The 20,089-nt window shown below is 71.8% G+C and carries 22 protein-coding genes and 1 tRNA gene; 13 read left to right on the forward strand and 10 right to left on the reverse strand.

The features are described from left to right. Complete coding sequence (locus KBX46_RS27890; protein ID WP_210794873.1) at nt 1–981, forward strand: GlxA family transcriptional regulator; 981 nt, start codon at nt 1–3, stop codon at nt 979–981. On the opposite strand, the gene KBX46_RS27895 is transcribed toward KBX46_RS27890, so the two are convergent. The 5 genes from KBX46_RS27895 to KBX46_RS27915 all read right to left on the reverse strand — a co-directional run bounded on the left by KBX46_RS27895 (nt 863) and on the right by KBX46_RS27915 (nt 5,235). Continuing rightward, a complete protein-coding gene (locus KBX46_RS27895; RefSeq protein WP_210794875.1) occupies nt 863–1,585 on the reverse strand; it encodes a hypothetical protein in 723 nt (240 codons plus the stop codon). The two genes, KBX46_RS27890 and KBX46_RS27895, sit on opposite strands and share 119 nt — an antisense overlap. Before the next feature lie 72 nt (nt 1,586–1,657). After that, nucleotides 1,658–2,371: a response regulator transcription factor gene (locus tag KBX46_RS27900; protein WP_088949813.1), complete on the reverse strand. Its 714-nt coding sequence runs from the start codon at nt 2,369–2,371 to the stop codon at nt 1,658–1,660. After that, nucleotides 2,344–3,519 carry a hypothetical protein gene (locus KBX46_RS27905; protein WP_374225031.1) on the reverse strand — a complete coding sequence of 392 codons (1,176 nt, stop codon included), beginning with the start codon at nt 3,517–3,519 and terminating at the stop codon, nt 2,344–2,346. Before KBX46_RS27905 ends, KBX46_RS27900 begins: the two co-directional genes overlap by 28 nt. A 22-nt stretch (nt 3,520–3,541) precedes the next feature. Further along, on the reverse strand, nt 3,542–4,720 hold the full coding sequence (locus KBX46_RS27910; protein ID WP_210794879.1) for a sensor histidine kinase: 1,179 nt from the start codon (nt 4,718–4,720) through the stop codon (nt 3,542–3,544). A gap of 119 nt (nt 4,721–4,839) precedes the next feature. Continuing rightward, nucleotides 4,840–5,235 carry a VOC family protein gene (locus KBX46_RS27915; RefSeq protein WP_088951975.1) on the reverse strand — a complete coding sequence of 132 codons (396 nt, stop codon included), beginning with the start codon at nt 5,233–5,235 and terminating at the stop codon, nt 4,840–4,842. Nucleotides 5,236–5,423: 188 nt separating this feature from the next. On the opposite strand from KBX46_RS27915, the gene KBX46_RS27920 reads away from it, so the two are divergent. The 3 genes from KBX46_RS27920 to KBX46_RS27930 all read left to right on the forward strand — a co-directional run bounded on the left by KBX46_RS27920 (nt 5,424) and on the right by KBX46_RS27930 (nt 7,890). After that, nucleotides 5,424–6,434 (forward strand): hypothetical protein, encoded by a 1,011-nt coding sequence (locus tag KBX46_RS27920; RefSeq protein WP_210794881.1) that lies wholly within the window; start codon nt 5,424–5,426, stop codon nt 6,432–6,434. Between the two features lie 257 nt (nt 6,435–6,691). Further along, nucleotides 6,692–7,405, forward strand: coding sequence for a GAF and ANTAR domain-containing protein (locus KBX46_RS27925; protein ID WP_210794883.1), 714 nt, complete (start codon nt 6,692–6,694; stop codon nt 7,403–7,405). A 77-nt stretch (nt 7,406–7,482) separates the two neighbouring features. After that, nucleotides 7,483–7,890 (forward strand): four-helix bundle copper-binding protein, encoded by a 408-nt coding sequence (locus tag KBX46_RS27930; protein WP_210794885.1) that lies wholly within the window; start codon nt 7,483–7,485, stop codon nt 7,888–7,890. Between the two features lie 58 nt (nt 7,891–7,948). Here KBX46_RS27930 and KBX46_RS27935 read toward each other — a convergent pair whose 3' ends face one another. Beyond that, a complete protein-coding gene (locus tag KBX46_RS27935) occupies nt 7,949–8,272 on the reverse strand; it encodes a plasmid stabilization protein (protein ID WP_088951974.1) in 324 nt (107 codons plus the stop codon). 442 nt (nt 8,273–8,714) lie between these two features. On the opposite strand from KBX46_RS27935, the gene KBX46_RS27940 reads away from it, so the two are divergent. From KBX46_RS27940 to KBX46_RS27955, 4 genes are all read left to right on the forward strand, one after another. Then, nucleotides 8,715–9,461 carry a GAF and ANTAR domain-containing protein gene (locus KBX46_RS27940; RefSeq protein WP_210794887.1) on the forward strand — a complete coding sequence of 249 codons (747 nt, stop codon included), beginning with the start codon at nt 8,715–8,717 and terminating at the stop codon, nt 9,459–9,461. Nucleotides 9,462–9,627: 166 nt separating this feature from the next. Further along, nucleotides 9,628–10,101: an STAS domain-containing protein gene (locus KBX46_RS27945; RefSeq protein ID WP_210794889.1), complete on the forward strand. Its 474-nt coding sequence runs from the start codon at nt 9,628–9,630 to the stop codon at nt 10,099–10,101. Between the two features lie 95 nt (nt 10,102–10,196). After that, nucleotides 10,197–10,595 carry a nuclear transport factor 2 family protein gene (locus KBX46_RS27950; protein ID WP_210794891.1) on the forward strand — a complete coding sequence of 133 codons (399 nt, stop codon included), beginning with the start codon at nt 10,197–10,199 and terminating at the stop codon, nt 10,593–10,595. Between the two features lie 850 nt (nt 10,596–11,445). Continuing rightward, a complete protein-coding gene (locus KBX46_RS27955) occupies nt 11,446–11,748 on the forward strand; it encodes a MerR family transcriptional regulator (RefSeq protein WP_210794893.1) in 303 nt (100 codons plus the stop codon). Between the two features lie 115 nt (nt 11,749–11,863). Here the strand turns inward: KBX46_RS27955 and KBX46_RS27960 are convergent, their stop codons facing one another. Beyond that, nucleotides 11,864–12,244 (reverse strand): VOC family protein, encoded by a 381-nt coding sequence (locus KBX46_RS27960; RefSeq protein WP_210923722.1) that lies wholly within the window; start codon nt 12,242–12,244, stop codon nt 11,864–11,866. A gap of 142 nt (nt 12,245–12,386) precedes the next feature. On the opposite strand from KBX46_RS27960, the gene KBX46_RS27965 reads away from it, so the two are divergent. After that, on the forward strand, nt 12,387–13,112 hold the full coding sequence (locus KBX46_RS27965) for a dienelactone hydrolase family protein (protein ID WP_210794895.1): 726 nt from the start codon (nt 12,387–12,389) through the stop codon (nt 13,110–13,112). A 131-nt stretch (nt 13,113–13,243) separates the two neighbouring features. Here KBX46_RS27965 and KBX46_RS27970 read toward each other — a convergent pair. Continuing rightward, nucleotides 13,244–13,319, reverse strand: a tRNA-Arg gene (locus KBX46_RS27970). 160 nt (nt 13,320–13,479) lie between these two features. On the opposite strand from KBX46_RS27970, the gene KBX46_RS27975 reads away from it, so the two are divergent. Further along, entirely contained in the window at nt 13,480–14,184 is a 705-nt protein-coding gene (locus KBX46_RS27975; protein ID WP_210794897.1) for a hypothetical protein, read from the forward strand. A gap of 91 nt (nt 14,185–14,275) precedes the next feature. Here the strand turns inward: KBX46_RS27975 and KBX46_RS27980 are convergent, their stop codons facing one another. Both KBX46_RS27980 and KBX46_RS27985 read right to left on the reverse strand, forming a co-directional pair. Further along, nucleotides 14,276–15,448 (reverse strand): alpha/beta hydrolase, encoded by a 1,173-nt coding sequence (locus KBX46_RS27980; protein ID WP_210794899.1) that lies wholly within the window; start codon nt 15,446–15,448, stop codon nt 14,276–14,278. Nucleotides 15,449–15,610: 162 nt separating this feature from the next. Next, nucleotides 15,611–16,051 (reverse strand): HPF/RaiA family ribosome-associated protein, encoded by a 441-nt coding sequence (locus KBX46_RS27985; RefSeq protein ID WP_141910862.1) that lies wholly within the window; start codon nt 16,049–16,051, stop codon nt 15,611–15,613. A 305-nt stretch (nt 16,052–16,356) separates the two neighbouring features. Between KBX46_RS27985 and KBX46_RS27990 the strand changes: the two genes are divergently transcribed. The 3 genes from KBX46_RS27990 to KBX46_RS28000 all read left to right on the forward strand — a co-directional run bounded on the left by KBX46_RS27990 (nt 16,357) and on the right by KBX46_RS28000 (nt 19,970). Further along, nucleotides 16,357–17,112: a single-stranded DNA-binding protein gene (locus KBX46_RS27990; RefSeq protein WP_210794901.1), complete on the forward strand. Its 756-nt coding sequence runs from the start codon at nt 16,357–16,359 to the stop codon at nt 17,110–17,112. Between the two features lie 297 nt (nt 17,113–17,409). Next, on the forward strand, nt 17,410–18,414 hold the full coding sequence (locus tag KBX46_RS27995; RefSeq protein ID WP_210794903.1) for a cobalamin biosynthesis protein: 1,005 nt from the start codon (nt 17,410–17,412) through the stop codon (nt 18,412–18,414). Then, on the forward strand, nt 18,411–19,970 hold the full coding sequence (locus tag KBX46_RS28000; RefSeq protein ID WP_210794905.1) for a cobyric acid synthase: 1,560 nt from the start codon (nt 18,411–18,413) through the stop codon (nt 19,968–19,970). Before KBX46_RS27995 ends, KBX46_RS28000 begins: the two co-directional genes overlap by 4 nt. Nucleotides 19,971–20,089: the final 119 nt, after the last annotated feature.

Raw genomic sequence — 20,089 nt, forward strand, 5'->3', positions numbered from 1 at the left:
ATGACCCGGGTCGTCTTCCTGCTGGTCCCGCAGCTGCACCTGCTGGACCTCGCCGGGCCGGCCCAGGTCTTCTCCAGCGCCGCCGACCTCGGTCTCGACTACCTGCTGCACTACGTCGCCGAGCGGGAGCAGGTGACCACCGTGCAGGGCGTACCCCTGGTCGCCGACACCCGGTGGCCCGAGCTGGCCCCGGACGACCTGGTCATCGTGCCCGGTTGGCGGCCGGCGGCGCACGGGCCGCAAGGGCCGGTGTCGCCCGGCGACCTGCGGCGGCTGGCCGGGCACCATCGCGCCGGTGGCACGGTGGCCAGCATCTGCGCCGGGGCGTACGCCCTCGGGCGGGCCGGGCTGCTCGACGGTCGACGTTGCACCACCCACCACGAGGTGCAGGACGACCTGGCCCGCCGGCACCCGGCGGCCCAGGTCATCCGCGACGTGCTGTACGTGGTCGACGACCGGGTGGTCACCTCGGCCGGCATCGCCAGTGGCATCGACGTGGCGTTGCACCTGGTGGCCACCCGACATGGCCCGTCGACCGCCGCGAAGATCGCCCGCACGCTGGTCGTCTACGCCCGCCGCAACGGGCACGAGCAGCAGGCCAGCGCGATGATGCGGCACCGCTCCCACCTGTCCGACTCGGTGCACCGGGTGCAGGATCTGATCGACAGCCGGTACGCCGAGGCGCTGCCACTGGCCGAGCTGGCGGCTGCCGGTGGCCTTGCGGAACGGACGCTGACCCGGCTGTTCCGTGCGGCCACCGGGCTCACCCCGCTCGGCTACCAGCAGGTGCTGCGGGTGGAACGTGCCGAGCACCTGATCGGCCACGGCACGACAGTGGAAGCCGCCGCGCGGACCGTCGGCTTCAGCGATGCCCGGATGCTGCGCCGCCTGCGAGCCCGCGCCACGAGCTCGGCTCCGGCCCCGAGCGGTAGTAGTCGTCCCGGGAGTGGAACTCCACCGGCAACGAGCCGGGCAGCGTGACCCGGGTGGCCCCGGCGAGCAGGGCGGGGCCGGCCCGCAACAGCAGCACGTCGCGCTCCTGAGCCGACAGGTCGACCAGTTCAGGTCGGGTGAGCCGGAACATGGCGACCGCCCGGCGGACCTGTCGGGCCAACGCCACGACCTCTCCCGCTGGGCCGCCGAGGGCCAACGCCGGCTGTTGAATGGTGCGCAACGCATCGCAGACGATCAACAGCTGCGACGGCTCGTCCTCCTCGGCGACCGGCAGCTCCAACCGGGACGGCCACTGCCACCGGATCTGCCCACTCATCAGGCCGTTCATCCGCGCGGATGGCCGCGCCCGGGGCAGGTCGTCGGCGACCAGCGACAGTTGCGAGCCGCTGCCCACCCAGCAGATCCGCTGGTCGGTGACGGTGACCGCGACGGGCTCGGGTAGCTGCCAACGGCGCCGTGTCTCGCTCGGCCCGAGCAGGTAGCCCGCGACCAGCAGACGGTGGCGGGCGAGGACCCGTTCACCATGCACCGGACGCAGGTTGTAACGGCGATCCAGGGTCGGCCCCACTTCGTCGTCCGGGGCGTCGAACCGGTGCGGACCGATGAAAAAGGGGGACGCGTCGGCGTGCATCGTCACGACCTCCCGATCAGCTGGCTGTGTGGTGAAGCCTGTCGGATCGGCCGGCCGCTGTCATGACGCCTGTTAGGGGGTCGGCCGGTCGTGCGCCGCGTGTGACCGGTAGATGCCGATCTCCTCCGGGCGGACGAGGCCGTCCTCGATCGCGCGGGCGAGTAATGCCGCCTTTGTGGCGGCCGGCCGCCCCGCCCGGGTGTACTTGATCCGAGCACGGTCGACGTACTGCTTCACCGTGTGCTCGCTGATCCGCATCCGGCGCGCCACCGACGCCTTGGACATCGACTGGAACCAGAGCAGCAGCGCCTCACGTTCCTTGTCGGACAGCATCGGCCGGTCCGGTCGCGGGTCGCCGACCATGGCTCCGGCCAGTGCCGGCGGCACGTACGGGCGGTCGCTCGCGGCGGCCAGCACGGTCGCCACGCAGTGCTCCCGCCCCTCGTGCTTGGCCAGGAACGCCACCGCCCCGGCGTCCAGCGCGGCGAGCATGGTCTGCGGGTCGGTGTGCTCCGAATAGACCACCACCCGACGCCCGGCGGTGCTCAGCTCGGCCAACTTGTCCAACGCCATCCGCCCGTGCAGCCTCAGGTCGAGCAGGACGACGTCGGCGTCCGGCGCCACCCGCAGCACCTCGTCCGGGTCGTCGCCGGTGGCCAGCACGGTCAGCCGCGGCTCGGTGGCGAGCCAGGCGCGGACCCCCTCGACCACGACGGGATGGTCGTCGACGATCGCCACACCGATCGGCCGTTCGCCGGTCATCGCTGCCACCGGGTCTGCGCCCATCTGATGTTCCCGTCCCGTTCGTAGAGGTGCTGCACCTGCCCGTCGTCGTACTCCCCGGGTGGCGGGCCGGTCGCCTCCGGCCCCTCCCGGTCCGGCGTGACCAGGCTGACCACCACCTCGTCCGGGCCGGAGACCACTGTCAGCCGGGCCCAGCCCTCGGCGTCGGCGAGGGTGCCGGTGAGCGGATCGGCCAGCCGGCGTCGGATCTCCACCGGCAGCGGTGGCGGGGTCCCGATGGTGACCAGGTCGATCGGTAGGCCGTTGCGTTCCGCCAGGTCGGCGGCGGCCCGCAACTCGTGCAGCAGTGGGTCGGGCACGTCGTCCGACTCGGCGATCAGGCGGCGCAGCCGGGCGGCGGCCAGCACGCTGCGGCGCTGCACCTCCGGGTCGTTGGGGTCGGCCTGACCGGCGGCCAACTCCCCGAGCACCCGCCCGGCCGCCGAGCTGACCAGGGCGAGTCGATCCCGACGGTCGCGGAGGCCACGCTCCGCGGCGTCGCGCTCCGCCGCCATAGTATGGCCGGCGGCCGAGACGGCGGCGCGTTCCCGCGCCAGCGAGACGATCGTCGCGCTGCCCACGAACACCGCCACCGGCAGCGAGAACGTGCCGTAGACGTACATCACGTAGCGGGCCACGTCGACCGGGTCGGGACCGTGCCCGAGCACGGCGACCAGCGCGATCAACGCGTGCGTGGTCAGCAGCGCGATCAGCCCCACGACCCGCCGACCCCACAGGGCCAGCACGAAGAACCAGCCGAGCGTGCCCCACACCCAGTTGGCGGCGGCGAACAACTGCCGCTCGCCGACCGCGGCGAAGACGGCCGCGTCGACGGCGAGCAGCAGCGCGGCCAACGGCCACGGCGGCAGCGGTGAGCCGCGCAGCAGCCGTATCCCGGCCACCGCGCCGGTCACCGCGACCACCGCCCACGCGCCGAGCACCACCACCGGCGCGGCGAACTCCGCGCGGGCGGCCCACACCGCCGGCAGCCCGATCGCGACGTGCCAGGCCAGCGCGATGGCGACGGCGGCGATCCGGGCACCCCGGTCGGAGGCCTGCGCGACGGCCGCCGGCGCGGCGAGCCCGTCGGCGGAGACCGGCTCCCGGGGGGCCGGCACGCTGGTCCGGTCCGGTGCCTGCGGTGCGCCGATGGTGTGCGCTGGCGCGCCGAGGTCAGCCGACACCAGGCCACTCCAGTCGGATCCGGGTGCCGGTGCCGGGTGCCGAGTGCACGTCGGCCCGACCGCCGACCGCCGCCATCCGGCCGCCGATCGACTCGCGTAACCCGTACCGGTGGGGTGGGACGGTGGCTGGGTCGAAGCCGGGGCCGTCGTCGACGACCTCGACCACGACGCCGATCGCATCCCGTTTCAGCCGCAGCGTGGCCCGCGCGCCCGGCGCGTGACGGACCACGTTGGACATCGCGGCGTAGGTGCTCTCGCCGATGGCGTCGGCAACCCCGGACGGGACCGCACACGACTCCAGGTCAAGGTGCGCCGGAAGCTCGGGCAGGCGGGCCGCCACCAACCGCAACCGCCCGTCCAGCGGCACCGGGCCGTCACCGGCCACCGGGCCGACGTCGGTGTGCGCTACGAGAGTACGCAGGTCGGCGGCACACCGGTCGCGGAAGGCGGTCGAGGGCCCGGACACCGCGCCCAGCCCGACCATGGTCAAGGTGCCGAGCACCGTGTCGTGCAGGTCGCGATTCTGCTGACGTTCCGCCTCGCGGGCGGTTCGCGCGACCAACGCCTCCCGGGTCAACCGTTGATGCTCGATGAAGGCGCGGTCCGCACGGCCGAGTCGCCGACGCATCACCGCCGTCATCATCGCCGTGCAGGCGGTCTGCACCAACAGGGTGGCCGCGTGCGCCCGAGCCTCGGTGGGATTGCCGGCGGCCTGCGTGCCTGTCACATAGGTGGCGACGACGAGCAGGCCGGCCGGGATGGACCAGCGCGCCGGGGCGGTGGCCTGGGTGTTGATCACCGTGGTGCTGGCCAGCACCGCGATCCAACTGCCCTCACCGGGCAGGACCCCGGGTGCCACCATGACGGGGATGAGCAGGCAGGCCACCGCGGTGACCGCGACGTCACCGGCGACCAGGCTCGGTGTGATCCCGTGGCGCAACGCGCGGTGCGCGTACCAGAGCGACCAGCCGGTCAGCGCGGCGACGCCGGGCAGCAACACGGCTGGCTCGACCGGCGGGGTCTGCACCGACAGGGCCACCGACGCGCCGACCAACCCGCACGTCAGCCGCAGCAGCGCCGGCAGTGTGGTGAAGATGAGGCCGAATGCGCCGCCGGCCGGATTGTCCAGCGTGGGCGGCGGCACGGGCGGGGCGGCAACGGCCGGCATCGGGAAGTGTCCTTCCGACAACGACCCGGTCCGGGTCCGTGCGGTAGAGATCGACATCGGACAATAGCATGGCTGCTGTCGAACGTTGACCCCGTTGTGCGCAGAGTGTCGCTAATGTGTCACTCTGCGCTGCGGGGTTGGAGCAGGTCCCAGCGGTTGCCGTAGAGATCGGCGAAGACCGCGACAGAGCCGTACGCCTCGTGGCGTGGTTCCTCCAGGAAGCGCACCCCGGCGGCCACCATCCGGGCGTGGTCCCGGGCGAAGTCCTCGGTGTACAGGAACAACCCGACCCGGCCGCCGGTCTGGTCGCCGATCCGGGCGCGCTGCTCGTCGGTGCTCGCCCTGGCCAGCAGCAACGCCGTCTCCCGGGCGCCCGCCGGGCGGACCACCACCCATCGCGAACCGTCGGGTCGGGCGGTGTCCTCCACCAACTCGAAACCGAGGTCGCCGACGTAGAAGTCGATCGCCTCGTCGTACTCCCTGACCACCAGCGCGACGAGTCCCAGATGTGCCATCCGGTCATCATGCCGCCGGGCACGTCGCACCCGGTTGGCGGCGTCCCCGCCGGTCGCCCGGATCACGCCGCAGCGCGCCGTCGCAGCGGCGCGTGTCGCGGCTCGCGCGTGAACCACTCGCGTTCGTCAGGTGCCCTGGCGGGAACCGGATGCGGCCGTGGGCCGTCCCATCCTCGGGTGGAGAGGTGGTGAGCCGGATGCGCTCGTCCCGGGCCGTACTGGCGTTCGCACTGCTCAGCATGGCGCTGGGTGGCTGCGGTGGCACGACCACCGGGCCGGGCGTGGCCGAGGAGCCCGGCCCGGCTCAGATCGTCGACTCGTGGGCCTCCTGCCGCGCAGCGGCACCACAGGCCGGTGCGGTGTTGTCGGTACCGAACACGCCGACACCGACACCGACCGTGCCCGAGCCGAAGATCGGGCGCATCGACCCCGCGTTCACCCCGGTCGCCGCCGTGCTCTGCGGGCGGGAGATCCGACCGGGCGTCAACGGAGGCCAGGAGCAGACCGCCACGGAGCGACGCGCCGAGCAGATCGCACCGCTGCTCGCCGCACTGCGCCTGCCCAACGAGCAGGCCGACGGGGAGATCGCCTGCACCCTCGACATGGTCATCCCACCCTGGTTGGCCCTGCTCGACGACCGGGGGCGCTGGCTGCGGCCGTACCTGCCGACAACCGTCTGCGGCAGGCCGCGCGCCGAGGTGAGCGACGCGCTCGCCGGGTTGTCCTGGACCACTGTGGACACCCGTACCGTCGGCCAGGTGGAATCCCCGGCGGCCGAGGCCGCCGGATGCGCGCAACGATGGACGGACATGGTGTGGGTGGAGACCAGCAACGAACGCCGCGGGCCGCCCGCGCCGGCCACGTCTCCGGCCGCCGGGCCGCTGCGCCTCTGCGTCTACCAGGTGCCCGCGTCGGAGCAGGGTGGCGGCAAGCCGGCGGGCGATTTCGTGTACGGCGGGCCGCTGCCGGCCGAGCGTCAGGGGGGCGTGCTCCGTGGGCTGGCCAACCGCCGGGCGGTGGTCGAGTGTCAGACCCCGACGTCGCGTTTCGCGGTGCTGCGCCCGCTGGACGGCGCCGCCGGACCCGACCGGTACGTGGAACTCGACGGCTGCCGACGCTTCCTGGTCGCGCCACCGACGGGTGGAGCGCAGCTCGGTCAGGGCGACGAAGCGCTGGCGGCATTGCTGGGGCCCGTCTGAGCCCGCTCAGCGTTTCACGGGCTGCACTCGTCCACGCAAACTTCGGCGCGGCACGTCGCACCACAGGGGAGTAGGGTGAAAATTCTGTAGCCCACGTCCCTGGATGGGGCGGGGCGAGCCGGCGTCACGAGATCGGCGTGGGTCCCAGGTCCACCCGCCGTGGATCTGTGCAGCAGCCCGCCAAGGCGTGCTGCCATCCGCGCGCTCGACGGCTCTGCCGGCAGCGGGCGCGCCGGCCCCGAGGACCTGGTGCACTCATGCCCCGCCTGCCGACGGACCCCGCCACCGCGTTCGTCGAACTCGGGGGTATCAAGCTCTCCGAGGTCAATCTCGACGAGGTCCTTCAGCGGGTAGCCGAGCTCGCGAAACGCGTCCTGCCCATGCCGGTGGAGGTGTCGGTCACGTTGATGCGTGGTGGGGTCGGACATACGGCGGCCTTCACCAGTGAGGTGGCCCGTGACATGGACGAGGGGCAGTATGCCCACGGGCGTGGCCCGTGCCTGGAGGCCGCCGCCAGCGGCGATGTCGTCTCCGTCCCCGATCTGGCCAGCGAGGACCGGTGGCCCGTGTGGGCCGCCCGCGGCCGGGGGCGGGGCCTGGGCAGTTCCCTGTCGATCGGCCTGCCGATCCAGGAAGCTGTCGTCGGAGCGCTGAACGTCTACGCGCACACACCCGAGGCCTTCGACGACGAAGCCGTGACGGTGCTGGAGACGTTCGCCGCGTACGCCGCGGTCGCCCTGTCCAACGCCCAGCTCTACGACAGCACCGCCAACCTCGCCCGGCAGATGCGCGAGGCGATGGCCAACCGGGCGGTCATCGAGCAGGCCAAGGGCATCGTCATGGCCGAGCGGCGCTGCGGCCCCGCGGAGGCGTTCGCGATCCTGTCGAAGGTCTCACAGGACTCCAACCGCAAGGTCCGTGACGTGGCCCAGGCTCTGGTCGACCGGGCCGCCAAGCCATCCGGGGCCTGAGGGCATCCTGCCTGCCCGGACGTGTGCGGGGCGAGACTTCGGGTAGGGCCGAGGGAAGCCGACGAGAGGATTCCCCGATGCCGAGCACCACGATGCCGATGCTGGAGACGTACCCAAAGTCGATCAACCTGGACCGGGCGAAGCTTGCGGCGGCGATCGACGCCCTCAACGACTGCGCCCAGGCGTGTACGGCGTGCGCTGACGCCTGCCTCAGCGAGGACATGGTCGCCGACCTGACCAAGTGCATCCGGACGGACCTGGACTGCGCGGACATCTGCACCACCGCGGCCCGGGTGCTGTCCCGGCACACCGGCTACGACGCGAACCTCAGCCGGAGCCTCCTGGAGGCGTGCGCCACTGCGTGCAAGTCGTGCGGTGACGAGTGTGCCCGGCACGCCGACATGCACGAGCACTGCCGGATCTGTGCGGACGCCTGCCGGGCCTGCGAGCGGGCCTGTCGGGACCTGCTGGCCACGATGAGCTGACCGCGGTGCGCGGTGCCGGGCGCCGAGGGGCGTCGGCACCGCTCACGCGGAAGGCTCGCTACTTCGACAGGGCGCGCTCCAGCTCCGCCTTCGACATCGACGAGCGCCCCTTGATGCCGCGCTGCTTCGCCTCGTTGTAGAGCTGCTCCTTGGTGCGACCCTTCGCGCCGCTGTGGGAGCGCTTACCGCCGCGGTGCCCGGACGACACGTCGTTGCGCGACGACCGGCTCGACGTGCGCGCCTCACCCGAGCGGGCCCGTTCCTTGTTCACCGTGCGGGCCGCGATCTCCTTGGCCCGGCCGGCGGAGGCGCCCCGCTCCTGCGCGCTCTCCTTGATGTGCTCGTACTGCCGCTCCCTCTTGGGACTTGATCCTGCTGGCATCGGTGCCTCCCGCAGCCGCTGTCGGGTGAGGTCGAGACCCGGCTCGCACAGTCCGAGGTGCGATCGAGACATCCCAGGCCGGGGCGTCGCGCTCACGCTTTTGGGCCACCATGCCCAGTCGCCACAGAGGTCAAACGAGTGCCGCTAACGCGCGTGCCCGACGATCGCCCGGCACGTTGTCGGCGCGACGGAACAGCGCCGGCCGTCCCGGCCCGCGCGCTGGACCCGATCCGGCTGCACGTTCGGAACCGCTCCGAGCGGCGTCGTATAGTTGTTGCCGCAGCCGACGCCTGTGCGTCGGCCAGTCAGCGTCCAGCAGCGGGCGCCGGGCTCGGTTGGCGAGCCTGTGCGGCGCCCCGTGTTCGCGGTGCGCCATCACCACGCGCGCTGCCGTCGCCTTCCTGCAACTGGTACGCGCCCCGGGCACGAGGACCTTGACGTCATGGCACAGCAGCCCATTGATCCCAATGCGGCGATCTCTGAACTCGGCCAGATCAAATTCGGCGAGACCGATCTGTCCGGAGTGTTGACCCAGGTCTCCGAGCTGGCACGCCGAACGATTCCCGGCGCGGAAGAGGTGTCGGTGACCTTGCTGAAGCAGGAGGGGGCGCACACCGCCGCGTTCAGCGGCGAGATGGCGTTACGACTCGACGAACTGCAGTACGAGTACGGCCACGGCCCGTGTCTGGAGGCGGCCAGGGAGGCCGCCGTCGTGTCCGTCCCCGACATGTCCGATGAAGCTCGTTGGCCACAGTGGGCGGCCCAAGCCGTGCGGGGCGGAGCGCTCAGCTCACTGTCGATCGGGTTCCCGATCCAGGAGACCGTGCTCGGGGCACTGAACATCTACGGCGTCAAACCGGGCGCCTTCGACGACGACGCGGTCACCCTCGCACAGACATTCGCCGGGTACGCCGCCGTCGCCCTTGCCAACGCCCACCTGTACGACACCACCGCCACCCTGGCCGCCCAGATGCAGTCGGCCATGCAGAGTCGAGCGGTCATCGAGCAGGCGAAGGGCATCATCATGGGCGAACGCCGCTGCACCCCGGACGAGGCGTTCGCCGTCCTCGCGAAGGTCTCCCAGGACTCCAACCGCAAACTGCGGGACGTCGCCGCCGCGCTGGTCGAAAGGGCCGCCCGACCGTCGAGCCTCAAACGGGATCGCGGTGACGCAGGCCACCTGCCGTGAGCGCTCGGCTATGGAACGCTGGGGCGGCCCGCCGGCGTGCTGCCGGCTGAACTCGGCAACAGCGTACGAGTTGACTGGCGGTCGGCGGCCGTTCCTATTACCGTTGGGTTCGGGTCAAGACACGCGCCCTTCCTGTTACGAATCTCGACAGGAGGCGCGAGCCCCTATGACTGAGCGTTCCTGGCTCCTCCAGACCCACTTCGATCGGTCCCCGCCGGCAGTCAGCCAGGGGCTGGTCACACCAGCGACGCTCGCCATCCGCCAGGCGGCCCCTGCCCCTGAGGTGGAGTCCCCCGAGCTGTCGTTCCACGTGGCTCGCTTCACCGAGCCCACCGACCTGTCCGCGACCATTTCCGCCGACCGGATGGTCGTCGCCCCGGTGGGTTACGTCGACATGGACACCGCGCCGCGCCTGGCGACGGCACTGTTCAACGCGGTCGACAGCCACCCCGAGGTCTGTTGCGACCTGAGCGGCGTCGGCTTCTTCAGCGCCGCGGGTGTGCACGTCCTCCTGCGGGCGCGCGACCGGGCGGAACAGGTCGGGTCTCGCTTCTCGGTCCGAGGCGCCAGCGGAGTCACCCTGCGCGTATTGCGGATCACCGGCGTGGAGCCTCTGCTCCTCGACGGCAAACGCGGCTGAGAACCGCCGATCCGTGCGCCCGGACGAGTTGCACGCTCGCCATGTCGGAGGTCGCTGGTAGAAGGAGCACAAGCATTGTCGTGAGGGGGCCGAGCATGGAGGTACGGGACGCGGCCAAGCGGTGGGCGACCGTGTGGGCCCACGGATGGCCCGCCAAGGACGTCGACGGCATCGCCGGGCTGCAAGCCGAGGACGGCGATCACTGGGCGTCGATGTTCCGCCCGTACCGGGGGCGTGTGGGGCTCCGCGCGTACCTGCGGGAGTGCTTCGACGAGGAGACCCGCCCGGCTGAGGTCTGGTTTGGCGACCCGCAGGTCGACGGCGACACGGCGAGCGTCGAATACTGGGCGGTCAGCTACCCGAACGACCGGCCGTTCACCATCTCCGGCTGCACCCTGTTGCGCTTCGACGACGCGGGCCTGGTGACCGAGGCCCGCGACTACTCCCACGCCAAGGAGGGGCGACTCCTGCCGCCCGCCAACCTGTTCGGGTGACGTCTCACGCCCCGGCGACTGTCACCAGGTGTCCGGGCGGTCCAGGTCGCCGGTCGGCTGGTACCCGCCGAGGACCACCAGGCCGTCCTCCTGAACCAGGTCCTCGGCTAGGTGCTCGTCATCGGTCAGCAGCCGGGCGAGCCGGATCAGCGCGGGCGTGCGAGCGAACGCGTCTCCTCGAACGTCACGCCCTATTGACGCGGTAGGTCAGCCGGCCCGTAGACACCCGCCGGGTGTTTCTGCCGGCCGCGCAGCGCCTGCTCGACCCGCCGGCGACGTTCTCGGCTGCACGGCCGACGGGACTGCTCACGTCGGCAGAGAAAATCTCTGTGCGAAGAGCTAGATTTTCTTGCGGCTGTCGGCTAACGTTTCTCAAGTCGAAGACGGAGCAAGTAAAGACGCTGACGTAACCGCCCCAACCGAGGGTGAAGGAGTTGGGCCAGGAAACTCGTGGGCCCGCTCAGAAGTTGCGGGTGAGGCCGAGGCTCGTTCAGGGCTTCACCCGAGGCAAGCAGGGTTCGTCGCACGTGTCAGGGCCATGAAGTCGCGTGGGGCTCGGACACCGACGGACAGCAAGAGGAACGACAGAGGAAATCAGAGGCAAGGGAGGGCGTAACACCGTTGGATCGCCCGCTGCCACCCGTGGACATGGGCTGGGCGCGGACACCGCAGTATCCATCGAACGAAAGGTGGTCTCCGGTCACGCATACGCGATCCTCGCACCCGATGCCGTCATTGACGGCCGGTGTGGACAAGACAAGCCGACGTTCTGTCGGCAGATGGTGTTCCTGACCCACAACCCTTGGGCCCCGGTGCTTCCGAGCACCGGGGCCCTCGTGATGGAGGTTTCATGACCCAATCCGACGACATGCTTGACGACGAGGACTACCCCGCGTACACCATGGGCCGCGCCGCCGAGATCATCGGCTGCTCGCAGGACTTCCTCCGTCGGCTCGGTGACGCCAAACTTTTCGACCCGCAGCGCTCCAGCGGCGGGCACCGCCGCTACTCCCGCTACCAGCTCCGCCTTGCCGCACGAGCCCGGGAGATGTGCGACCAGGGCACCGACATCGTCTCGGCCTGCCGGATCATCATTCTTGAGGACCAGCTCGAAGAGGCCCTTCGACGCAACGAGCGCTACCAGCAGGACTGAACACATCCCACGCTGCGGCCTCCCGCACAAGTGACGCCGACCGCACACGGTCCCTCCCACCATGGCAGGGACCGTTCGTCGTCTGCGGAAGGGTCTCGGTCCGGTGCCGCCCAGCTCAGAGCTGCTGGACGATCTGAATCGGGTTGCCGTCCGGGTCGGCCGTCCAGGCGATCAGCAGGCGATCGAGCCACCGGTGCGGTGCGGCCAGTGCGGGGGCGCCGCTCGCCGTGAGCGCGGCGTACGCGGCGGCGGTGTCGTCGGTCCAGAGGATCACCGCGGCCCGCTGGCCCTGGGGCACCGGGTCGAGCCCGTGATCGTCGCGGGTGGAGGCCACCGAGGCGATGCCGATCTTGTAGCCGTCGAGCACGAGATCGATGTGGATCGGCTCGCCCTCGACTGGCACCCGGAAGGTCTCGGTGAAGCCGAGACCGGCGTAGAACTCGGCCGCGCGCAGAACGTCCTCAGAGAAGAGGATCACCTGCGGAGTGCGGAACATCGACACATCACGACGCTATCAGCGCAGTGGAGCTGACGCCGGAGCGATGCTGCCAGCCCGCGGCAGATGCCAGGCACAGCACTGTTCTGCCAGCGGCTAAGACCGGTCCGACCGGGCTCGACGGTCGCTACAGTCCGGTCTCATGAGGACGGTTACAACGCGTACGGTCGAGTATCCGGCCGACGGTTTGACGATGGTCGGGCACCTCGCGTTCCCGGCCGGTGTCGACCGCCGGCCCGCGGTGCTGCTTGGACCAGAGGGCACGGGGCTCAGCGACGTCGAGCGCCGCCGAGCCGACACCCTGGCTGAGCTGGGGTATGTGGCGCTGGCCTTCGACCTTCACGGCGGGCGCTATTTGGGCGACCCCGAGGAGATGCTGGCCCGTTGCATGCCGCTGCTCGCCGACCCCTACCGGATGCGGGGCATCGGCCACGCGGCGCTCGACGTGTTGCGCGCCGAACCGCGGACCGACCCCGACCGGATCGCCGCCGTCGGCTACGGCACCGGGGGCGCCATCGGGCTGGAACTTGGGCGCGACGGCGTCAACCTGCGCGCGATCGGGACAGTCAACGGACTGATCACGGGCCGACCGGGCGAGGCGGCGCGCATTCGCTGCCCGGTGTGGGCCGGGGTCGGGTCGGAAGACCCCATCATGCCGCCCGCGCAACGGGACGCGTTCACCGCCGAGATGCAGGCCGCGGGCGTCGACTGGCGCCTCGTGGTCTACGGCGGCGCCCTGCACGCCTTCCACCACCCGCCGGTCGACCACCCCACGCTCCCCGGCGTCGGCTACCACCCACGGCACGCGCAGCGAGCCTGGCGCGACGTCGTCGACCTGCTCGCAGAGTGCCTGCCCGTAACGGAGTGATCTGGGTCGGCAACCGCGATTCCGGGGCCACGGACCAGGCGATCGACCGCCGCCGGCTGAATGAATGGCCGTACGGGGGCCGTTGTGATCGACTCGACCGGGAAAGACAGGTCGTTGACCTGGGACGACTGTGGTGCGCCCGGCAGGATTCGAACCTGCGGCCTTGGGATTAGAAGTCCCCTGCTCTATCCGCTGAGCTACGGGCGCGCGTGACGTGGATGTCGCGCCCAGAGGGTACCGCCGTCCTGCTGCCCGGCGGCGAAAAGGGTGCCCGCGTCCACGTTGTCGAGCAGGGTCTCATGTCAGGCGCCTGGTGGGCATCCGGGTTCCCGCGGACCGGCCGGGCCTCGGACCGTACCTTTGGCTGGTGTTGCTGGATTCCGACGCCGAGAGCGACGTCGCCTACGAGCTGTGCCAGGTCGTCGGTCGCGCCATCCTTCCGTACCGGTCGTCGGACGACGACCAGCACCACGGCACCGCGTTCTTCTTCCAGGGCGGCGACGATCCGGTGGGGGAGTCGCTGCTGACGGCGGCCGACCTGGTCGGCGCGCCGGCTGGTGAGCTGGGGCTGCGGACGAGCGTCACCGAGCCGGCCGGCGTCGCCCCGGCCGCCGTGTCCGAGGTCGACATCGTGCCCGGCTGGGCCCGTTTCCCGGGTGACGGGGTCGCGGTGCTGCCAACAGCGGGCCTGCACCGGTTGGCCGGTGACGGCGGCTGGCGGTGGCGCGTTCAGCCGGTCCCTGCGGGGATCGCCGCCGGGCCCGAGGTGATCGCCCGCCTCGGCGCCGACGCCGGTTCCGCTTTCGTGCTGGCCCATGGGGTACGCGAAGACGGGTCGCGTCCGCTGGAGGTCGCGATCGAGCGGGTGGTCCGCGACGGGGACGCCGTGCGGATCACCACGGAGCTGCCGCAGGGGTATGTCGGCGCGCCGGTCTTCGTCGTCCAGCTCGACTCCAGCGGGGAGCTGTCGCCGTACTGCCTTGGGCTGGTGCTGCCCGGCGTCGGCGAGCACCCGGTGGCGACCTTCGACCGGATCCGAGCCGTCCTTCCGGCGACGCCCGGCGACATCTGAGCCACGCCGCAACGTCTGAGCCGCGCCCGGCGCAACGTCTGAGCCCACGCCCGGCGACGGCACTCGCGCCCGGCGTCGCCCTCCCGGCTGGTCAGCCGCCGGCCGGCGCGGCACCTGCCGTGTCGGCCGTGGACCGTCGGCTCTCCGGCAGCCCGGCCTCGCCGGTGGTCGAGTCGGTGCCGGTGGAGGCCTCGACGCTCGGTGGCCCGCCGCCTGCCGCAGGGTCGGCCGGTGCGGGATCGGCGGTAGCCGGGGCGGCCGGCGCCAGGTCGGTCGACCCGGGGTCGGCGGTGGCCGGATCGGCCGGGGCGGTGGGGCCGGCGGCGAGGAACGCTTCGGCCCAGCGGCCCACCTCGTCGAAGACCTTCTTGCGGACGGCCGGGCCGGAGAGCGTGAGGTCGTGCAGCCCGCCGTCGAAACGGGCCAGGGTGACGTGCCGGCCGAGGCGGGGCGCGTACCGGACCATGTGCTCGACGTCGAGCACGGCGTCGGCCAGGGTCGCGTTGTCGTGCCACCTGGTGCCCCGGAAGGAGCGGGTCGAGCAGGCCAGCAGCACCGGCACCTGGATGTCGAGGCCGGCGCGCAGCCGGCGTTGACCAGTGCGGATGGCGTTCAGCCAGCCGGCCCGGACCGGGAACCCGGCCAGCGGCTTCCACGCCAGGTCATAGGTCCACTCGCCGCGGTGGTCGGAGTGGATGCTCTCGCCGTACACCGTGCCCAGCCCGAACGGCAGGATGCGGTGCGGCGCCCTGCGGCCCAGGCGGGAGACGGCGGCCGCGAGGGGTCGGCGCACCGCCCAGGGGGCGTTCAGGTCGAAGAACGGGCTGTTGAGCACGAGGCCGTCGACGGTGCCGGTGTCGCGGCGGGCGTCCGCCCAGAGCGAGAGGATCAGGCCGCCGGTGGAGTGGCCCATCGCCAGCAGGGTGTCGTGCCCGTCGTCGGAGCGGATGATCTCGGCGGCGGCGTCCAGCTCGGGGAAGTAGTCGCTGATGTCGCGGCAGAAGTTCGGGGTCTGGCCCGGGAGCAGACTGCGCCCGTATTTGCGCAGGTCGAGCGCGTAGAAGTCCCAGCCCCGTTCGGCGAAGAAGTCGGCCAGATGGGTCTGGAAGAAGTAGTCGACGAAGCCGTGCACGTAGAGGACGGCCCGCCCGCTGGGGCGCTCGGCGCGCCGCCGGACCAGAGTCGCGACGACCGGTCCCTCGTCGTCGGTGCCCAGGTTGATCGTCTGCCGCTCGTACGGCGGCCCCAACACGTCCGGTTCCACGGACGCGACGCTACGCCGCGAACCTACCCAGCGGTAGCCCGCGCTCTGGCTGGCCCCGCGATCCTCGCCTGCCCCCGCGATCCTGCTCCTGTTGCCGTGGCGCAGCCTCTGCGAGCTGCGTGCGCGGCCCGAAGGTGCAGGATCGCGGGGACGAGGCGTGGGTCAGACCGTTTCCGCGTCGGCCCGGCTCGGGTCGGCGGCGGGCAGCTGCTCCTGGTCGTCGGCGGAGTCCAGCTCACTCTGCGGCTGCGGGACGTCGCGCAGGTGCTTGTTGTGCCGGGGCTCCTGGCGGGTCTTGGCGTCGTTGAGCCGGCGGCGCAGGTCGTCGCGGACGTCGTTGAGCGCGGCGTGCAGGTCCTCCTCGGCGGAGGTGGTGACGATCTTCTGTCGGCCGGCGATCCAGCACTCCAGGGTGACCTTCTGGCCGCGGGCCTCCCGGTCCTTCACCGACACCTCGAGCTCGGTGGCGTCGGCGTGGAAGCTGGCCAACCGGGCGTCGAGGGTGGCGAACTGCTCGGCGATCCAGTTGCGGTCGCCCTGCGAGAACCCGGCACCCACCCGCAGGCACTCCGCAACGGTGGCCGGGTTCGCCACGGCGCTCATCGCTGCGCCTCGGAGACGTTTGCGGAGCCGATTTCGGTGATCATCATGGCGCTGACCTCTCGTCGACGTGGAGCTGTCGGTGGTGCGTTGATCAAGTGCATACCCAGTTCGGGCGGCCCCGGAAACCGCCGAAGTCGAGTCGGGCGGGTCGGGCGTACCACATGAGGGCGTGATCAGGGCGTTGTCCACAGGTGGCTTCGTTGTCCACAGGTCGGGGGTGGGGCGCTGGTGATGGCCGCCCTCAGCGCAGAGGCTCGTGGTCGAGTCGACTCGCGCTGGCAGGCCCCAATCCCCCTGGAGGGACGATGTTCGACACCTACGTGACAATCATCGGCAATGTGCTGACAACGCCCGAGTGGCGGCGTACCACCCAGAGCAACACCCTGGTGGCCAACTTCAAGGTCGCCTCGACCGCCCGACGGCTCGACCGCGACAGCGGCCGGTGGGTCGACGGCAACTCACTGCGCGTCCGCGTCAACTGCTGGCGCAAGCTCGCCGAGGGCGTGGCGGCATCGGTCATGGTCGGCGATCCGGTAGTGGTCTGCGGGCGGCTCTACACCCGCGACTGGACCGACGACGCCGGCAACCACCGCACCCTCTACGAGTTGGAGGCGGTCGCCGTCGGCCACGACCTCTCCCGAGGGCGGGCCCGGTTCCTGCGTAACCGGCCCAGTGTCACGACCAGCACGGTGGAGGACGCGGAGGCCGAGAGCCGCGTGCACGGCGAGCCCACCGAGCCGGTCCCGGCCGGGCAGGCGCCCGTGCTGCCCGACGACCGCCCGTTGGACGATGACTTCGAGCTGCCCGACTACGCCGCGCTGCGCACCAGCCCGTTCGCCGACGGCCCGGTGGATGGTGATCTCGTCCCGAGCGGCGGGCAGATCGGGCCGGTCGACGTCCTGCCCGACCTCGACGACGAGCTGCCCCTCCCGCCCGAGGAGGACGAGGACAACGCCGACCTGGACGACGAGCTGGAGCCGGTGCCGGACGAGGGTCAGCCGGAGCCCGCGCAGTCCGGTCGGGGGCGGCGTGGCCGGGGCCGGGTCCCGCAGCCGGCATGACCCATCGGTTCGGCCCTCGCGGGCCGGGCGCCTGACAATCCCGTGCCGGCCGGGCGCCACGCCGCTCGTCACCGCCTCTTTGGCGGCTGGTCGGTCGGCGCTTCGGCAGCACCGAACCGGACGTAACGGCACGACGGGGGCGGGGTGGCGATGCGATCAGCGTCGTCACCCCGCGTGACAACAACTGAAGGACCGGCCCGCCTGGCGGCCCACGAAGCGTCCTTCACTGGTGAAGCACCGCGGGCCAAGCTGGTTCACGGGTTGCTCGTCTAGGCTGGCCGGCCGGAGGTGGTGCGGGTGCGACGGACAGCGCCGGTGGCGAACGCGGTGGGGCTGCTGGCCGGGTACGCGCTCGACAGGCTGCTCGGTGACCCGCGCCGGTGGCATCCGGTGGCCGGCTTCGGTCAGGCCGCCGGAGCGTTGGAGCGCCGCCTCTACCGGCCGGACCGTACGGCGGGTGCGGCGTTCACCGCGCTGGCCGTGGGCGGGCCGGTGCTGCTCGGGGCCGTCGCCGCGGCGGCCACCCGGCACCGGCCGTTGACCCGGGCGGTGCTCGTGGCCGCCAGCACGTGGACCGTGCTGGGCGGCCGCACGCTGCGGCACGAGGCCACGGTCATGGGTCGGACGCTGCGCGCCGGTGACCTTCCCGCAGCCCGTCAACGTCTCGGTCACCTCTGTGGACGGGACCCGTCGACGCTGGGCGAGTCCGAGTTGGCCCGCGCCACTGTCGAATCGGTCGCCGAGAACACGTCCGACGCGGTCGTCGCCCCGCTGGTCTGGGGCGCGGTCGCCGGTCTGCCCGGGCTGCTGGGCTACCGCGCGGCGAACACCCTCGACGCGATGGTCGGGCACCGGTCGGCGCGCTACGCCCGGTTCGGCACTCCGGCCGCGCGGCTGGACGACGTGCTCAACCTGGTGCCGTCCCGGCTGACCGGGCTGCTCACCATCGCTGTCGCGCCCGTCGCCCACGGGGATCGGCAGCGGGCCTGGCAGGTGTGGCGGCGTGACCGCAACGACCACCCGAGCCCCAACGCCGGCCAGTGCGAGGCGGCCATGGCCGGCGCGCTCGGCGTCCGCCTCGGTGGCTGCAACGTCTACTTCGGGCGCTCCGAGGTGCGGCCGTTCCTCGGCGACGGCCCCCGTCCGGAGGCGCGGCACCTGAAGCGTGCCGCCCGGATCTCCGGCGCTGTCGGGTTGGCGGCCGTGGGGTTGGCGGCCGCGTACCCGGTGACCCTCGGCCGTCTGGTCGGCGCCGTGGGCCGGCGCGGGTTGGCCGCCGTGACCGGTGGGCGTGGGCGGTGAGCGGCGGGCTGCTGGTCGCCGGCACGACCTCCGACGCCGGCAAGAGCGTGCTCACCGCCGGGATCTGCCGATGGCTGCACCGGCAGGGTGTGAAGGTGGCGCCGTACAAGGCGCAGAACATGTCGAACAACTCCGCGGTGGTCGTCGGGCCGGACGGGCGCGGCGGCGAGATCGGACGAGCCCAGGCCATGCAGGCCGCAGCCTGTGGGCTCGCGCCCGATCTGCGGTTCAACCCGGTGCTGCTCAAGCCGGGCAGTGACCTGGCGAGTCAGGTGGTGCTGCTCGGCGAGGCCGTCGACACCATCACCGCCGGCACCTTCCGGCACCTGCGTCCCCGGCTCGCCGAGACCGCGTACGCGGCGCTGGCCGAGCTGCGGGAGACGTACGACGTGGTGATCTGCGAGGGTGCCGGCAGCCCTGCCGAGATCAACCTGCGGGCTGGTGACTACGTCAACATGGGGCTGGCCCGGCACGCCAACCTGCCCACCATCGTGGTCGGCGACATCGACCGGGGTGGCGTCTTCGCCTCGATGTTCGGCACCGTGGCGCTGCTCGACCCCGCCGACCAGGCCCTGATCGCCGGCTTCGTGATCAACAAGTTCCGAGGCGACCTCGGGCTGCTCCGGCCGGGGCTGGACATGCTGCGTCACGTCACCGGCCGTCCCACGTACGGGGTGCTGCCCTGGGCACTGGACCTGTGGCTCGACGCGGAGGACTCACTCGCCTACGGCCGTGTGCTCGGCCGCCCCGCCGCCCCACACGGCACCGAATGGCTGGACGTGGCCGTCGTCCGCCTGCCCCGGATCAGCAATGCCACCGACGTGGAGGCGCTGGCCACCGAGCCGGGTGTCCGCGTACGCCTCACCATCGAACCAGCCGAGCTGGCCGCCGCCGACCTGGTCGTCCTCCCCGGCTCCAAGTCAACCGTCGCCGACCTCGCCTGGCTGCGCGAAACGGGCCTCGCCGACGCGGTTGCCGCACACGTGGCGGCCGGCAAGCCACTGCTCGGTCTCTGCGGCGGTTTCCAGATGCTCGGCCGCGCCATCCATGACCCGGTGGAGAGCCGCCAGGGCAGCGTGCCGGGGCTGGGCCTGCTACCCATCGAGATCACGTTCGATCCGCGCAAGACCGTCCGGCAGTCGGTGGGCACCGCCCACGGTGGCCTTCCGGTGCGCGGCTACGAGATCCACCACGGGTACGTCTCGCACACCGACCCCACCCTGGCCCCGTTGCTGATCGGCGACGACGGTGTCGGCGAGGGAGCCGTACTCGGCGCGGTGCACGGCACGCACTGGCACGGGGCGTTCGAGTCCGACGGGTTCCGCCGGTGGTTCCTCACCGAGACGGCTCGCCTGGCCGGCCGTACCGGCTTCCGGGTCGCACCGGCCACCAGCTTCGCCGCCGCCCGGGAACGCTCGCTCGATCTGCTCGGTGACCTCGTCGAGGAACACCTGGACACCGACGCCCTCTGGCGTCTCATCGAAACCGGGCCACCGGCAGGCCTCCCCTTCATCCCACCCGGCCCCCCACCAACCACCACGCCGCCTCAGAACTAGCCCCCCAGGCCTCCACCGCCAGCGCACCTCCGTCCGCCGTGGACTCGCTGGCCGTGGTCGATCATGGAGTTGTGGTGGGGGATGAAAGGGGTTAGTCGGAGCACAACGGGCACCACAAG

It is taken from the genome of Micromonospora sp. C81 (assembly GCF_018070425.1).
In the GTDB taxonomy this organism is placed as follows: Bacteria; Actinomycetota; Actinomycetes; order Mycobacteriales; family Micromonosporaceae; genus Micromonospora; species Micromonospora zamorensis.